Consider the following 14,443-nt stretch of genomic DNA (forward strand, 5'->3'; position numbering starts at 1 on the left):
TCCCCACGGCAGGGGGTGCCCGATGCCCGCGCCCGACCCGCTCGCCGCCCGTCTCACCGTCCACCTCGACGCTTCCGCGCTCTGGCACCACAGGCCGGCCTACGCCGAACTCGTGCACCGCGCCCACCGCGAGGGCCTCGCCGGAGCGAGCGTCTTCCACGGTGTGACGGGGTTCGGCGCGGGCGGGACCAGGGCCCGGCATCTCCGCGATCACGGGCCCTGCCTGGTGATCATCGTGGACGACGAGCGACGGCTGCGTTCGTTCCTGCCGTGCGTGGCCGACCTGCTGGCCGAGACGGCGGCCGTCGCGACCCTGGACCAGGTACGGATCCATGTGCCGGACAGGCCTGCATGACCCCCGCGACTCCGGCCGGAAGAGAGCGAACATGCGTGCGTACGGCCCTCCACCCGCCTACGCTCGGGCCGTGCTGCGCATCATCGACGCCCGAACCGGCGACTCCACCGAAGCCGCCCCCGCCCGCCGTGGCCTGACCAGGGTCGAGGCGCACGCGTCGGGCCTCGATCCCACGGCACTACGTGTCCTCCTCGTCGCCGACCTCCTCGTACGCGCCCTCGAACTCGGCGGCACACCCGTGTGGGCCCTGCTCACCGGCGATCACGAGCAGGCCGAACTCCGGGCCGCCGTCGGTGCGTTGGGCATTCGCCCGTTCGAGCACGGCGGAGACGTCGGCTCCGGACTCGGCGAGGCGCAGGTCCTCCACGTGGCCGCCGGGAGCGAGGCGACACCAGGGGGAGTCCTGGTCGCCGTAGCGCCCGTGGAATCCCCTGCGACCGCTGCCCCGGACCTCTCCGACCCGGGTGCGTTCCGGCTCGCCCTGCTCTCGCACCCGCGGGACCTGCCGGTGCGGCTCGACGCGGACGGGCTGGAGGAGGCGCGGCGGACCCTCGCGCACTGGCGGGCGTCGGTCGCCGACTGGGCGCGGCGGCCCTCGCGGCCGGTGCCCGACGAGGTGCGGGCCGAGCTGCGGAGCGCCTGGGAGAACGACCTGAACGTGCCTGCCGTGCTGGGGGTGTTGCGGCGCGTGGAGACCTGGCCCGACCTGCCGGACGGTGCCCGCTTCGAGACGTACGCCTACGCCGACCGGCTCCTCGGGCTCGAACTCACCCGTGACATCGGGTCGTTGGCGTGAACGCCCGTTCCGGGGCCCGCCCGCTGCGCCGACTGGTCGTGCTGCGGCACGCCAAGTCGGCCTGGCCCGAAGGCGTTCCCGACCAGCTACGGCCCCTTGCCCCGCGCGGTCTCCGCGACGCCCCGGCCGCCGGGATCGCGCTCGCCGAGGCGGACTCCCTGCCGGACCTCGCGCTGTGCTCCACGGCCGTACGGGCGCGCCAGACCTGGGAGTTGGCGTCGTCCCAGTGGGGCACCCCGCCGCCGGTGCGGTACGAACCGCGGCTCTACGCGGCCGATGTGGAGGATCTGCTCGACGCCGTGCACCAAGTGCCGCACGAGGTCGAGACGTTGCTCGTCGTCGGGCACAACCCCGGCCTGGAGGAACTGGTCCTCGAACTCGCCGGTGACAGTCTCGACGACGCGCTCGACGAGGTCCGGGTGAAGTTCCCGACCTCGGCCATCGCGGTCCTGGCCTGGCACGGCCGCACCTGGCAGGACCTCGCCCCGGGCACGGCCCTGCTGACGGGCCTGACCGTGCCGAGGGGCAAGAAGAAGTAGGCCCGCTTCTAGGGGAGTCGGAGGAACTCCCGGGCTCCGCGCAGCCGGGTGCCCAACCGCTCCTGCGTGGCCCGGCCGTCGAGGCGGACGTCGAGGGCCATGGACGTCCCCTCTCCCCGCCCGGCGGGGAGCCGGCTCGCGTCGAGTCCGTCGCGGCGGGCGATGAGCACGCCGAGCTCGTGGCGGCTCAGGGCGTCCGGGCCGGCCAGATGGAACATGCCGGATCCGTCGGACAGCGCGAGTTCCAGCAGTGCGGCGGCCAGGTCCCCGACATGGACCGGGCAGCGGACGACATCGGTGAACAGAACGCCCTCGCGGGCACCGGCGGCCAGTTCGTGCACCATGCGCTCGTGCGCGGAGCCGCCGTGGCCGACGATCAGCGAGGTGCGCGCGACCGCCGCGGCCGGTGTCAGGAGGCGTACGGCGGTCTCGGCGGCGGCCTTCGCCGCGCCGTACGGGGTGACCGGGTCGGGCGGGCAGGACTCGTCGTAGGAGATCCGCGAACCGGAGAACACGGCGTCGCTGGAGACATGGACCAGGCGGTGGCCGTGGCGTGCCGCCGCCATCGCCACGCGGACCGAACCGTCGGCGGTGACCGCCCAGTCGCTCAGTCCGCTGGTCGCGTTGATGATTACGTCCGGAGTCAACTCGGCCAGGAGGTCGTCGAGTCGGTCGGGCGCGCGGAGGTCGAGCCGGTGCCAGGAGACGCCGAGCGGCGCGGTCTCGGGGCGTACGGAGCAGTACGTGGCCGCCGTGGCCTCGCCCGCCGCGCTCGCCCGGCGTACCAGTTCCGTGCCGAGGAAGCCGCTGCCGCCGACGATCAGGAGCCTCACGGCGGTCAGCCGACGTGGACGCGGGGCCGAAGGTGCCGGTCCGGTTCCGCGCGGCGCAGTACCTCGCGGGTGACCGGGGCGACCTCGCCGTCCCCGAAGACCAGGAAACGGATCAGATGACTGACCGGGTTGCCCTCGGTCCAGTCGAAGTAGGCGTGCGGGACCTCACCGGTGCGGTCCCGCAGGGCGAGCAGCACCGCGGCGATCGAGTTGGGCACGGTGGGGCCTTCGACCCGGAGCCGCCGTACCCCGTACTTCTTGTCGCCGCGCACGGCGATGTCCGCCGTGAAGTCCGAGGAGTCGCGGACGATGACCTCCACGAAGAGCACCGGGCCGCCCTCCGGGATGTGGGTGTGTTCGCGCTGGCTGTACTCCTTGGCGCGGTACTCCCGACTGCTGTGCTCCTGCGGCTCGTTGGCGATCAGCCGCAGCGGCCCGGAGCGTGCCGCCTCGTCGATGAACCGGGCCGCCGTGTCGTCGAACGTGACCTCGGCGGCACGGAGTTCGAACGCGCGGTGGATGCGGGAACCGAACGACGTCGCGAGGATCAGCACGATGAAGATCCCGGCGATCTTGATGCCGTCGGGCCGTTCGATGACGTTCGTGACGAGGGTGTACGCGAAGACGGCGGTGATCGTGCCGAACCCGAGCGTGGCCTTGCGGTGGCCGCGCTTGTGCACGGTGACCGTGGAGGCGAAAGCGGCGGACAGCATCAGGACCAGCACCCCGGTCGCGTACGCGCCGCTCTGCGCGTCGACGCTCGCGTGGAACCAGAGCGTGATCAGCACCGCCGTCACCATGAACACGAGGACCAGCGGCCGCACCGCCCGCGTCCACTCGGGCGCCATGCCGTAGCGCGGCAGATAGCGGGGCACGAGGTTCAGCAGTCCGGCGAGTGCGGAGGCGCCCGCGAACCACAGGATCGCGATCGTCGAGACGTCGTAGAACGTGCCGAAGACCTGGCCCAGGTGCTCGTGCGCGAGGTAGGCGAGGGCGCGGCCGTTCGCCGGGCCGCCGGTCTTGAACGCGCTCTGCGGGATGAGGATGGTCGTCGCCAGGCTGGACAGCAGCAGAAAACCGGACATGATCACGGCGGCCGTGGTGAGCAGCTTGCGGGTCTCGCGGATACGGCCCGTGGGCTTCTCCCAGGTGTCCGTGGGATCGCCCTTGACCTGCGGCATCACCGCCACGCCCGTCTCGAAGCCGGACATGCCGAGGGCGAGCTTCGGGAACACGAGGAGCGCGACGCCGACCATCGCGAGCGGTGAGGAGTGTGCGGCCGTCATCGCGTCCGTCCAGTCGCCGATCTTCACCGGATGGCTCAGCACCTCCCAGGCCGACACCGCGAGCACCACCAGGTTGAGCGTGAGATACACGCCCACCAGCACCACCGCGATCCCGATGGCCTCCCGGAAGCCCTTGAGGAAGACCGCGCCCAGCGCGCCGACCAGCACCAGCGTGATCCAGGTGTTGCCGCCGTGCATCCAGCCCGGCGCGAAGGGGTTCTCCACGACGTGCGCCGCCGCGTCCGCCGCCGACAGGGTGACCGTGATCATGAAGTCGGTCGCCGCGAAGCCCAGCAGCACCAGCACGAAGATCTTCCCCGACCACCACGGCAGCAGTCGCTCCAGCATGGCGATCGACCCCTCGCCGTGCGGGGACTCGTGCGCCACCCGCCGGTACACCGGCAGCGCCCCGAGCAGCGTCAGCGCGATCAGCACGACCGTGGCCAGCGGCGACAGCAGCCCTGCCGCGAGCGCGGCGATACCCGGCTGATAGCCCAGCGTGGAGAAGTAGTCGACGCCGGTCAGACACATGACCCGCCACCACCGGTGCCCCTCGTGCTCCGGGTTCGGCGTGGCGTGCGGCCCAGGATGCCGGGCACTCTGCTCGCTCAGCCCCTCCAGCAGCCAGGCCCGGCAGCGCTCGGCGGCGGACCCCGAATCGCCGGACTCCACGCTCTCCGTCGGGTCCACCTGCGCGCCGGTCATGCCGAGAACTCCCTGAGGTCGAACGCCCGCGCCCGCCACCCGGGCAACGAGCAGCGAGTATCCACCACATCGTCACCCGTACCCGGACCGGGGGCGACCCCTGACCCTGTGCATAGGCTGGCCGGATGCAGGACGAGTACCGCACAGTGGCCCGGCCGGGCGTGCACGAGACCGAGGTCAATCGCTCGCGCTTTCTGTGCGCCCTCGCCCCGGCGGGCACCGAGCAGGAGGCCCAGGACTTCGTCGCCCGTATCCGCAAGGAGCACGCCGACGCCACGCACAACTGCTTCGCCTACGTCATCGGCGCCGACGCCGCGATCCAGAAGGCGAGCGACGACGGCGAACCCGGTGGCACGGCCGGTGTCCCCATGCTCCAGATGCTGCTGCGCCGCGACATGCGGTACGTCGTCGCCGTCGTCACCCGCTACTACGGCGGCGTCAAGCTCGGCGCGGGCGGCCTCATCAGGGCCTACGGCGGCTCGGTCGGCGAGGCGCTCGACGCCCTCGGCACCCTCACCCGCCGCCGCTTCCGGCTGGCCACCGTGACCGTCGACCACCAGCGGGCCGGCAAGATCCAGAACGACCTGCGCGCCACCGGCCGCGAGGTTCGCGATGTCCGCTACGGCGAGGCGGTCACCATCGAGATCGGGCTGCCGGACGCCGATGTGGACGCCTTCCGGGCGTGGCTGGCCGATGCGACGGCGGGGACGGCGGCGCTGGAGCTGGGCGGCGAGGCGTACGGGGACGCCTGACCAGCTCCGAGTCTTTCTGATGCTTCGTCAGGAGTGCCAGTTCCAGACCTGGTTGGGGCTGCCCGCGCAGCCGAAGGTCTGGACGGGCTGACCGTCCTGCCCCGACTTGTCGGCCTCCGCGTCCAGACAGAAGCCGTCCGGGGCGCTCACCAGGGTCCCGGCGCTGCCCAGTTGCCAGCGTTGTGCGCTCAGTCCGTCGCAGGTCCTGGCCCGGATCTTCGAGAAGTTCTGGCCGACCGTATCGGCGTCGGCGTCCAGGCAGCCGTGGTTGCCCTGATTGACGACGAGGTACTGGGACGCGTGGTCGGGCACGCGGTACAGCGCCCACTTCTGGGCCGCCGTGCCGTTGCACCCCCACACCTGCACCTCGGAGACGCGGGCGTCGAGACACCGGGCGACATCGACGGCGCGCACGCTCTCGGTGACGGTCACCGAACCGGTCCTGACCGGTCCGCGCTCCGTGCCGTACAGCAGTTTCATGGTCTGCGCGTCGACCGAGCCGCTCGGGGCGGTTCCGGCCTCGGTCTGGAACGCCTTCACCGCGTCGCTCGTCTCCTTCCCGTAGTCGCCGTCGACCGTGACGTGCAACCCGTAGCCGGCGAGGAGGAGTTGGAGGGCCTTGACGCAGTCGCCGCGGGAGTGCGAGGCGATCTCGGCGACGCACGAGGCGATCCGGATGTCGAGGGTCGCGGGATCGTGGGTGTCCGGCGCCTGTGTAGGGCTCTGCGACGCCACGTTCCCCGTCCCCGGCCGGGTGGCGTCCGAGGTCGGTGAACTGTTCGGCGCCGAGGGCGAGTTCTCCGGTGCGGCCGCTGTCGAGGACGACTTCGACCCGGCACCGGCCGACGTCCCGCTGCCGTCGTCGTGGTGCAGCAGCAGCGTCGCGGTGATGCCGCCGGCGACCAGGACGGCCGCGGCGGCACCCGCGATCAGCTTTCGGCGGCTCCCTGGCGTGAACCCCCTTTTCCCGGGCGCGACTTGGGACTTGCCGGGCTCTTCGGCAGGCGGTTCGGGGGGCGTCGCCGCGGGACGGACGGCGGGGGAGAGCGCGAGCCCGGGGGACGCCTCGCGCCCGGGAGCCGCGCGCGGCGGTTCGCCGACCGGCCCGGACAGCTGATGCCCGATGGCGGTCCTGAACACGGCTTCGGGCAACGGCCGTTGCTCGGGGTCCTTGTCCAGGCAGACGCGGATGAACGCGGCCAGGTCCGCGTCGACGGCCGCCACCTTGTCGAGGGTCTCCTCCCGGGGCGGGTCGAAGGCCACCCGGTGCAGCACGTCGACGCCGGTGCCCTCGCCGAACGGTGCCTCCCCGGCGACGGCGTAGGTGAGCGTGGAGGCCAGCGAGAAGATGTCCGAGGCGGCGGTGACCTCCTGGCCGCGGACCTGCTCCGGGGACATGTAGGCGGGGGTGCCCACGTTCTGGCCCGTGGCGGTGATCGAGGTGCCGTCGGTGGCCTGGACGACCCCGAAGTCGATGACGCGGGCGCCGTCGGCACCCAGGATGACGTTGGAGGGCTTGAGGTCGCGGTGCACCAGTCCCGCGCGCCAGATCGCCTCGATCGCCCGTCCCACGTCGCCCATCAGCCGCCAGGCCGCCGCCGCGCCGACCGGTCCGCGCGCGTCGACCAGCTGGTCCAGCGTGGGCCCGGGTATGTACTCGGTGGCGACCCACACCAGGTCCTCGTCGCAACCGCTGCCCAACAGCCGTACGATGTGCGCCCCTTGGATGCTGTCCAGGGCGCCGACCTCGCGCTCGAAGCGCCTGCGGAACTGCGGGTCCTCCGCGTACTCGGGGCGGATCACCTTCACGGCGGCGGGCCCGGTGGCGCCGGTGGCGTCGCGGCCGAGATAGACCCGGCCCATTCCGCCGCTGCCCAGCACCGACAGCAGGCGGTACGGGCCCGCCTGCCGGGGGTCGCTCTTCCGCAACGGGACCACGGGCGGCGGTTCCATCCCCGCCGCCGCGTAGGCCATCGTTTCGGACCGACCGCGGTACTCGACTGGCATGGGAACCCTGCGTCTCTCGCGTGGTGCGTGTGACGTGAGGTTAGCGCAGCTCCCTTATGGGACAGGGGAGTTGAGGGTTTCCTGTGGGGAGTCGGCCGCCTCAGGGGCGATCCGTGTCGCCGAGGCTGCGGGAGATCGAGCGGGCGCAGGTCCGCGCCGCGGAGACCAGGGAGGCGCGCACCGGACCGTCCGCGCAGACCCGGTCGGCGGACCCCGTGACGCTCACCGCCGCGACGGCGCCCCGCCGCCGGTCGCGGATCGGTACGGCGATCGACGCCGTGCCGTCCCTGGCCGGTCCGGGAACGCAGGCCCAGCCGCGGTCCCTGACGGCCTCCGCACTGTCGGCGAGAGCCGGTGAACTCGCGGGCGGCTCAGCCGAATGGGACGCATAGGCGCCCAGGACCGCACCCAGCGCCGTTCCCCCGAGGGGCACGACCGTGCCGGTCTCCAGGACCTGCGGTGTGTTGTCGGGGCGGAAGACGTGATGGACGATCAGCACGCCCGACCGGTGCGGCACACCCACGTGCACCGCCTCCCCGGTGCCCCGGGCGAGATCGTCGGCCCAGGCCAGGGCATGGGCCCGTAACTCATGGGTCTGGAGGTACCTGCCGCCCAGCCGCGCCAACTCCGCGCCCAGCCCGTACTTGCCGGACACCGGATCCTGCTCGACGAGGCCCTCCTGCCGCAGGGTGCGCAGGATGCCGTACACCGTGCCCTTCGGCAGACCGAGCGAGGCGGCGGCGTCGGAGAGACCGAGCCGTCCCTCACCGGTGGCCAGCAGCCGTAACAGCGCGGCGCCTCGGGACAGCGACTGGATGGGACCTGGCATGGAGTGAGTGTGGCATGCAGCAATGCTTTGGGGAGTGGGGCAATTGAGACACCGGAGGACCGGCGTACGGTGGGGAACCCCGACGACGAGCACCGCGACCGCGGGTTCGGGCTGGGCTTCCACGTCGTGACCGACCCCGTGGGCGTGGGCTCGTTCGGAACGCCGCCGACTGCGCAACTTTGTGTGCCAGGCCATGACATAAGGGGTGTTGGGTGTCGACATAAGGGATATATGCGGCGTCTTGTTCGACAGGTCAGGCGCGAGCGTGTGGCCGTGGTGAAGCAGGGGGGCCACAGGCGCTAGCGTGGTGGCTCCATGAAACTGCTGCACACCTCCGACTGGCACCTGGGCCGGGCGTTCCACCGAGTGAACATGCTCGGGGCCCAGGCCGACTTCGTGACCCACCTCGTCACCATCGTGCGCGAGCACGCGGTGGACGCCGTGGTCGTGTCGGGAGACGTGTACGACCGTGCGGTCCCGCCGCTCGCCGCCGTCGAGCTCTTCGACGACACCCTGCACCGGCTCGCCGACCTGGGCGTGCCCACGGTGATGATCTCCGGGAACCACGACTCGGCCCGCCGCCTCGGCGTCGGAGCGGGACTGATCGACCGCGCGGGCATCCACCTGCGCACCGAGCCGTCGGCCTGCGGGACACCCGTGGTGATTCCGGACGCGTTCGGCGACGTGGCCTTCTACGGGCTGCCGTATCTCGAACCCGCCCTGGTGAAGGCCGAGTTCGGGGTGGACAAGGCCGGGCACGAGGCAGTGCTGGCCGCCGCCATGGAGCGCGTCCGCGCCGACCTGGCCACCCGCGCGCCCGGCACCCGTTCGGTGGTCCTCGCCCACGCCTTCGTCACCGGCGGCGAGGCCAGCGACAGCGAGCGGGACATCACCGTCGGCGGGGTCGCCGCCGTACCGGCCGGGGTCTTCGACGGCGTCCACTATGTGGCCCTCGGGCATCTGCACGGCTCGCAGACCATCACCGGGCGCGTGCGCTACTCGGGCTCCCCGCTGCCGTACTCCTTCTCCGAGGCCGACCACCGCAAGAGCGTGTGGCTCGTCGACCTGGACGCCGACGGGACCGTCACCGCCGAGCGCGTCGACTGCCCGGTGCCGCGCGAACTTGCCCGGATCCGGGGCGCGTTGGAGGACCTGCTCGACGATCCGGAGCTCGCGCGGCACGAGGAGGCGTGGGTCGAGGCGACGCTTACCGACCCGGTGCGCCCGGCCGACCCCATGGCCCGGCTCACCGAGCGCTTCCCGCACACCCTCAGCCTGGTCTTCGACCCCGAGCGGTCCCCGGACGACCCCGACGTGTCGTACGCCAGGCGTCTCGCGGGCCGCAGCGACCAGGAGATCGCCGACGACTTCGTCGCCCATGTGCGCGGTGCCGGGCCCGACGATGCCGAACAGACCGTGCTCCAGGAGGCGTTCGACGCGGTGCGCGCGGACGCCGTGGTGCGGGAGGTGACGCCGTGAACGCGCGGCGCTCGGGAGAACAGGGAAGCGGCGCCGCGAACGCGCGGCCCCGGGAACGAGTGAGCGCGCGGCCGGCGGCACGAGTGAGCGTGCGGTTCTCGACGGGATTGAGCGCGCGGTTCTCGGCGAGATCGAGCGCGCGGTTCTCGGCGGGAGAGGGGGTGCGATGAGGCTGCACCGGCTCGACATCACCGCCTTCGGGCCCTTCGGCGGCTCGCAGACCGTCGGCTTCGACGAACTGTCCTCCGCCGGTCTCTTCCTCCTGCACGGCCCGACCGGCGCCGGCAAGACCTCCGTCCTCGACGCCGTCTGCTACGCGCTCTACGGCTCGGTGCCCGGCGTCCGCCAGTCCGGCCAGGGGCTCACCCTGCGCAGCGACCACGCGGCACCCGCCACCCGCACCGAGGTCCGGCTCGAACTGACCGTCTCCGGGCGGCGGTTGGAACTCACCCGGCAGCCGCCCTGGGCCCGCCCCAAGAAGCGCGGCACCGGCAGCACTCTGGACAAGGCGCAGAGCTGGCTGCGCGAGTACGACGCGAGCGCCGGCACCTGGAAGGACCTCAGCCGCTCGCACCAGGAGATCGGCGAGGAGATCACCCAGCTGCTCGGGATGAGCCGGGAGCAGTTCTGCCAGGTCGTGCTGCTGCCCCAGGGGGAGTTCGCGCGGTTCCTGCGCTCCGACGCCGAGGCGCGCGGCAAGCTGCTCGGCCGGCTCTTCGACACCCACCGCTTCGCCGACGTCGAGAAGCGGCTCGCCGACCGGCGGCGCGCCACTGAGGCCCAAGTCAGGCAGGGCGACGCCGAGTTGCTGGCCGACGCGCACCGCATGCAGCAGGCGGCCGGGAACGCCATGGAGCTGCCGGACCTCGCACCCGGCGAACCCGGCCTCGCCGCCGAGGTGTTGGGCGCGGCGGCCGTCGCCCGCAGCACCGCGCGCGAACAGCTGACCATCGCGCACAGCCGCCTCGCCGCCGCCGAGTCCGCCCGGGCCGCCGCCGACCGGGAGCTGGCCGACGTACGCGAACTGGCGCGCCTGCAACAGCGGTTCGCGCAGGCGCGGGAGCGGGCCGCGCTCCTGGAGGAACGCGCCGACGGCTATCGGCAGGCACAGGCGCGGATGGAGCGGGCGCGCAAGGCGGAGGCGGTGGCGCCGGCGCTGGAGCTGCGGGAGGCCGCCGAGACAGAGCACCGGGAAGCCGCCCGGGCCGAGGCGCGCGCACGCGATCTGCTGCCGGAAACCTTCGCGGGTGCCGGGGCGGCCGGGCTCACCGCCGCCGCCCGCCGGGCCGCCGAGGAACTGGGCGGCCTGGAGTCGGCCCGCCGCGCCGAACAGCGCCTGACCGAACTCGGCGTGGAGCGCGCCGAGTTGGACCGGCAGGAGCGCGCAGACGAGGACGTACGGCAGGAGGCCGAAGCCTGGCTCGCCGGGTGGGACACCAACCGCACGGGCCTGCGGACGCGGATCGAGTCCGCCCAGGAGGCCGCGAGCCGGGCCGAACAGCTCGCCGTGCGCCGCGAGCCCGCCGAGCGGCGGCTCCGGGCGGCCCGGCAGCGGGACCAGTTCGCCGGGGACACGGAGGACGCCCAGCGACAGGTGCTCGCCCTTGCCGAACTAGCCGTCGGGGCCCGCGCCCACTGGCTCGACCTCAAGGAACAGCGGCTGAACGGCATCGCCGCCGAACTCGCCGCCCACCTCACCGACGGCGAACCCTGCGCGGTCTGCGGTGCCTCCGAACACCCCGCGCCCGCACGCAAGTCCGCGGAACACGTCGACCGCGCAGCCGAGGAACAGGCCCTCACCGCCCACCAGCACGCCGAGGAACAGCGCACCGAGGCCGAGCGTCGCCTCGCCCTCGTTAGGGAAGCGCTCGCCGCGGCCACGGCGGAGGCGGGGGACACCCCGACCGGTCAACTTGCCGACGAGTGCGCGGAGTTGGAGCGGCTGTACGAGCAGGCGCGCCGGGACGCGTCCTGGCTGCACCCCGCGACCGAGGAGCTGCGGCGGGCCGAGCAGGAGCACGACCGGCGGACCGGCATCCAGCAGCAGGCCGCCCTCAGAGCCGCCTCCCGTACGACCCTCCGCGACACCCTCGACCGTGAACGCGCCTCGCTGGAAGAGGAGTTGGCGCAGACGCGGGGCACCGCCGACAGCGTGGCGGCGCGCGCCGACCAGCTGGAGCGGCAGGCCGCGCTGCTCACCGACGCCGCCGACACCGCACGGGTCGCCGAGGACACCGCGCAGCGCCTCAAGGACGCCGACGCGCGGCTTGCCGACGCAGCTTTCCGCGCCGGTTTCGACACCCCGCAGGCCGCGGCCGACGCCCTCCTCGACGACACGGCCCATCGCGACCTCCAACGGCGCCTGGACGCCTGGCAGTCGGAGGAGGCCACCGTACGGGCGGTCCTCGCGGAGGCCGACACAGTGGCGGCCGCCCAACAGGCCCCCGCCGACCTGGACCTGGCGGAGCGCGCCGCGGGCGCGGCCGAGCGGCGGACCCGGGACGCGGCCTCCGCGCGCGACGCGGCGGCCCGGCGCTGCACCGAACTCGACCGGCTCTCCGCCCGGTCGGCGGCCGGGGCACGTCAACTGGCGCCGCTGCGCGAGGAGTACGACCGGGTGGCCCGCCTCGCCGCCCTCACCGCGGGCACTTCGGCGGACAACGAACGCAAGATGCGCCTGGAGTCGTACGTCCTCGCCGCCCGGCTGGAACAGGTGGCCGCCGCCGCGACCGTACGGCTGCAACGCATGTCGTCAGGCCGCTACACCCTCGTCCACTCCGACGACCGGGCCGGACGCGGGCGCAGCGGACTCGGGCTGCATGTCGTCGACGCGTGGACCGGGCGCGAGCGGGACACGGCGACGCTGTCCGGCGGCGAGACGTTCTTCGCCTCGCTCGCCCTCGCGCTCGGACTCGCGGACGTCGTCACCGACGAGGCCGGCGGGGTCCGGCTCGACACTCTCTTCATCGACGAGGGCTTCGGCAGCCTCGACGAGCAGACCCTCGACGAGGTCCTCGACGTCCTCGACTCGCTGCGCGAACGGGACCGCAGCGTCGGCATCGTCAGCCATGTCGCCGACCTGCGGCGGCGCATCCACGCGCAGCTGGAGGTCGTGAAGGGGCGGGCGGGGTCGGCCGTACGGCAGCGGGGGCGGTGAGGTCGGTGAGGTCAGTGACCGAGCGGGCGGCGGGGGAGCGGTGAGGAGTAGACGACGCTGGTGGTGACCGAGCCCAGCGCGCCGATCTTCCCCGACACCTCCTCCAGGTGGCGCATCGAGCGGGCCGCGACCTTGATCATGAAGCAGTCGTCGCCCGTGATGTGATGTGCCTCCAGGATCTCGGGCGTCACCGCGACCAGGTCGTGGAACGGCTTGTAGTTGCCGTTCGGATAGCGCAGCCGCACGAACGCCAGGATCGGCAGGCCGAGTCGCTCCGGGTCCACGACCGCCGTGTACCCCTGGATCACCCCGGCCTCCTCCAGCCGCCGCACCCTTTCGGTGACCGCGCTCGCGGACATGGACACGGCCCGGGCCAGCTCGGCGAAACCGGCCCGGCCCTCCCGCTGGAGGACGTCGAGGATGCGCCAGTCGGTGGCGTCCGGGGAATACGCGGTCATACCTGAGAAATAGCAGGGGAATCCCCGGCGGATCAAGCCGGACGCCGGGAATTGTCACTTCAGAGGACCGGCCGCCGACCGTAGATTTCCGGGTGTCAGGACACCTCGGTGAAAGGCCGGCCTCCATGAGCAGCACCACCTCCGCGGCAGCCGCCGCCCACTTCCGCGCGAGCCTCGCCTTCCACAGCGACGTCTCCGACGTCGCCGCCGCGCTCGCTTCCGGCGATCCCGCCTTCGTCCTCGTGGACTCACGCTCCACCGAGTCCTGGGACCAGGGGCACATCCCCGGAGCGGTCCACCTCCCCGCCGCGCTCGTCCCCGAACAGGCCGGGCGACTCCTCGACAGATCCGTGCCGGTGGTGACGTACTGCTGGGGCCCCGGCTGCAACGGCGCCACCCGTGCGGCCCTCGCCCTCGCCGAACTCGGTTACCAGGTACGGGAGATGCTCGGCGGCTTCGAGTACTGGGTGCGCGAGGGCTTCGAGTTCGAGACCTGGGAGGGGCGGGAACGGCGCGCGGCCGACCCGCTGACGGCACCGGTCGCCGCGGCCGACTGCGGCTGCTGAAACCGCGAACGGGCTGTATCGGTAAGCGAGTTGGCGGCGCGCGTGGCGGCTCGAACCATGAACATGTGGGCTCGCTGTGCGTTAGGTTCTGCCCATGGTGCGATACGCGGAGCCGGACACGGCGGTGCAGTGGGTGGAATCGGGCGGCGGGCCGCTCATCGCGGTACCGGAGACGGTGCTGCCGTTCTGGACGGGTGCCGACGGCGACGAACTGGCCTCGGACTACGACCGGGCGTGCGAGGTCGGCGGCGGTGTCGGCCTGCTGCCGGTGGGGGACAGCGCGGCCCTGGTCCTGGGCGACGAACCCGCCTCGACGTCCTTCCTGCCGGAGCACGGCACCTTCGTACGGTGGTGTGCCGCGGACTCCGAGGACGAGCTGCTGGCCGGTGTGCCCGCCGCGCTCGCCTCCGCGACCTGGGAGAACGAGGTGCGGTGGGACGTACCCGGACCGCTGGTGCTGTTCGACTCGGCATGGCCCGGACGGGACTCCGAGGGCACCGAACATCTGAAGGTCGACCTGGAACCGGGACGCTACGCCGTCCGCGCGGGCCGAGCCCAGCCGGGCCCGGAGACCTGGCTGGGCCTTGTGCAGCTACGACGACTTCCCGACTGACCTGGGGTCGATGGAACTTCGGCCCCAGGTGCCAACTGGCCCGGCGTTGAAGGGACTTCGCCCCCGGG

13 protein-coding genes are annotated in these 14,443 nt (G+C 72.8%); 8 read left to right on the plus strand and 5 right to left on the minus strand.

From position 1 onward, the window contains the following. The first annotated feature begins 22 nt into the window (after positions 1-22). The 3 genes from ACQHII_RS40360 to ACQHII_RS40370 are packed head-to-tail and all read left to right on the plus strand — an operon-like array spanning position 23 to position 1,690. Complete coding sequence (locus tag ACQHII_RS40360; protein ID WP_427923888.1) at positions 23-355, plus strand: DUF190 domain-containing protein; 333 nt, start codon at positions 23-25, stop codon at positions 353-355. A gap of 31 nt (positions 356-386) precedes the next feature. After that, positions 387-1,151 (plus strand): hypothetical protein, encoded by a 765-nt coding sequence (locus ACQHII_RS40365; protein ID WP_427923889.1) that lies wholly within the window; start codon positions 387-389, stop codon positions 1,149-1,151. Then, on the plus strand, positions 1,148-1,690 hold the full coding sequence (locus ACQHII_RS40370) for a SixA phosphatase family protein (protein ID WP_427923890.1): 543 nt from the start codon (positions 1,148-1,150) through the stop codon (positions 1,688-1,690). The genes ACQHII_RS40365 and ACQHII_RS40370 overlap by 4 nt, the downstream gene beginning before the upstream one ends. Positions 1,691-1,698: 8 nt before the next feature. On the opposite strand, the gene ACQHII_RS40375 is transcribed toward ACQHII_RS40370, so the two are convergent. Both ACQHII_RS40375 and ACQHII_RS40380 read right to left on the minus strand, forming a co-directional pair. After that, on the minus strand, positions 1,699-2,523 hold the full coding sequence (locus tag ACQHII_RS40375; protein ID WP_427923891.1) for an SDR family oxidoreductase: 825 nt from the start codon (positions 2,521-2,523) through the stop codon (positions 1,699-1,701). A gap of 5 nt (positions 2,524-2,528) precedes the next feature. Continuing rightward, positions 2,529-4,514, minus strand: coding sequence for an amino acid transporter (locus tag ACQHII_RS40380; protein ID WP_427923892.1), 1,986 nt, complete (start codon positions 4,512-4,514; stop codon positions 2,529-2,531). Between the two features lie 125 nt (positions 4,515-4,639). On the opposite strand from ACQHII_RS40380, the gene ACQHII_RS40385 reads away from it, so the two are divergent. Next, the gene (locus ACQHII_RS40385; RefSeq protein WP_427923893.1) at positions 4,640-5,266 is read left to right on the plus strand and encodes a YigZ family protein; all 627 of its coding nucleotides are present in this window, start codon (positions 4,640-4,642) and stop codon (positions 5,264-5,266) included. Positions 5,267-5,293: 27 nt separating this feature from the next. Here ACQHII_RS40385 and ACQHII_RS40390 read toward each other — a convergent pair whose 3' ends face one another. Then, positions 5,294-7,273: a protein kinase domain-containing protein gene (locus ACQHII_RS40390; protein WP_427923894.1), complete on the minus strand. Its 1,980-nt coding sequence runs from the start codon at positions 7,271-7,273 to the stop codon at positions 5,294-5,296. 100 nt (positions 7,274-7,373) lie between these two features. After that, positions 7,374-8,102, minus strand: coding sequence for an IclR family transcriptional regulator (locus ACQHII_RS40395; RefSeq protein WP_427923895.1), 729 nt, complete (start codon positions 8,100-8,102; stop codon positions 7,374-7,376). Positions 8,103-8,417: 315 nt separating this feature from the next. Between ACQHII_RS40395 and ACQHII_RS40400 the strand changes: the two genes are divergently transcribed. Together ACQHII_RS40400 and ACQHII_RS40405 are read left to right on the plus strand one after the other, a co-directional pair. Next, positions 8,418-9,581, plus strand: a complete 1,164-nt coding sequence (locus ACQHII_RS40400) for an exonuclease SbcCD subunit D (protein WP_427923896.1) — start codon at positions 8,418-8,420, stop codon at positions 9,579-9,581. Positions 9,582-9,747: 166 nt separating this feature from the next. Beyond that, on the plus strand, positions 9,748-12,738 hold the full coding sequence (locus ACQHII_RS40405; RefSeq protein ID WP_427923897.1) for an AAA family ATPase: 2,991 nt from the start codon (positions 9,748-9,750) through the stop codon (positions 12,736-12,738). Between the two features lie 11 nt (positions 12,739-12,749). Here the strand turns inward: ACQHII_RS40405 and ACQHII_RS40410 are convergent, their stop codons facing one another. Next, on the minus strand, positions 12,750-13,196 hold the full coding sequence (locus ACQHII_RS40410) for an Lrp/AsnC family transcriptional regulator (protein ID WP_200711081.1): 447 nt from the start codon (positions 13,194-13,196) through the stop codon (positions 12,750-12,752). A gap of 125 nt (positions 13,197-13,321) precedes the next feature. Between ACQHII_RS40410 and ACQHII_RS40415 the strand changes: the two genes are divergently transcribed. Beyond that, on the plus strand, positions 13,322-13,762 hold the full coding sequence (locus tag ACQHII_RS40415; protein WP_427923898.1) for a rhodanese-like domain-containing protein: 441 nt from the start codon (positions 13,322-13,324) through the stop codon (positions 13,760-13,762). 94 nt (positions 13,763-13,856) lie between these two features. Then, positions 13,857-14,375: an immunity 21 family protein gene (locus ACQHII_RS40420; RefSeq protein ID WP_427923899.1), complete on the plus strand. Its 519-nt coding sequence runs from the start codon at positions 13,857-13,859 to the stop codon at positions 14,373-14,375. Positions 14,376-14,443 lie beyond the last annotated feature (68 nt).

Source organism: Streptomyces sp. cg40, from assembly GCF_050320165.1.
Classification (GTDB): Bacteria; Actinomycetota; Actinomycetes; order Streptomycetales; family Streptomycetaceae; genus Streptomyces; species Streptomyces hokutonensis.

What these genes read in the sequence shown, in the direction of transcription:
- ACQHII_RS40360 (WP_427923888.1), top strand. Translation starts at nt 23, where the DNA reads ATGCCCGCGCCCGACCCGCTCGCCGCCCGTCTCACCGTCCACCTCGAC.
- ACQHII_RS40365 (WP_427923889.1), top strand. Translation starts at nt 387, where the DNA reads ATGCGTGCGTACGGCCCTCCACCCGCCTACGCTCGGGCCGTGCTGCGC.
- ACQHII_RS40380 (WP_427923892.1), bottom strand. Translation starts at nt 4,514, where the DNA reads ATGACCGGCGCGCAGGTGGACCCGACGGAGAGCGTGGAGTCCGGCGAT.
- ACQHII_RS40385 (WP_427923893.1), top strand. Translation starts at nt 4,640, where the DNA reads ATGCAGGACGAGTACCGCACAGTGGCCCGGCCGGGCGTGCACGAGACC.
- ACQHII_RS40390 (WP_427923894.1), bottom strand. Translation starts at nt 7,273, where the DNA reads ATGCCAGTCGAGTACCGCGGTCGGTCCGAAACGATGGCCTACGCGGCG.
- ACQHII_RS40395 (WP_427923895.1), bottom strand. Translation starts at nt 8,102, where the DNA reads ATGCCAGGTCCCATCCAGTCGCTGTCCCGAGGCGCCGCGCTGTTACGG.
- ACQHII_RS40400 (WP_427923896.1), top strand. Translation starts at nt 8,418, where the DNA reads ATGAAACTGCTGCACACCTCCGACTGGCACCTGGGCCGGGCGTTCCAC.
- ACQHII_RS40405 (WP_427923897.1), top strand. Translation starts at nt 9,748, where the DNA reads ATGAGGCTGCACCGGCTCGACATCACCGCCTTCGGGCCCTTCGGCGGC.
- ACQHII_RS40410 (WP_200711081.1), bottom strand. Translation starts at nt 13,196, where the DNA reads ATGACCGCGTATTCCCCGGACGCCACCGACTGGCGCATCCTCGACGTC.
- ACQHII_RS40415 (WP_427923898.1), top strand. Translation starts at nt 13,322, where the DNA reads ATGAGCAGCACCACCTCCGCGGCAGCCGCCGCCCACTTCCGCGCGAGC.
- ACQHII_RS40420 (WP_427923899.1), top strand. Translation starts at nt 13,857, where the DNA reads ATGGTGCGATACGCGGAGCCGGACACGGCGGTGCAGTGGGTGGAATCG.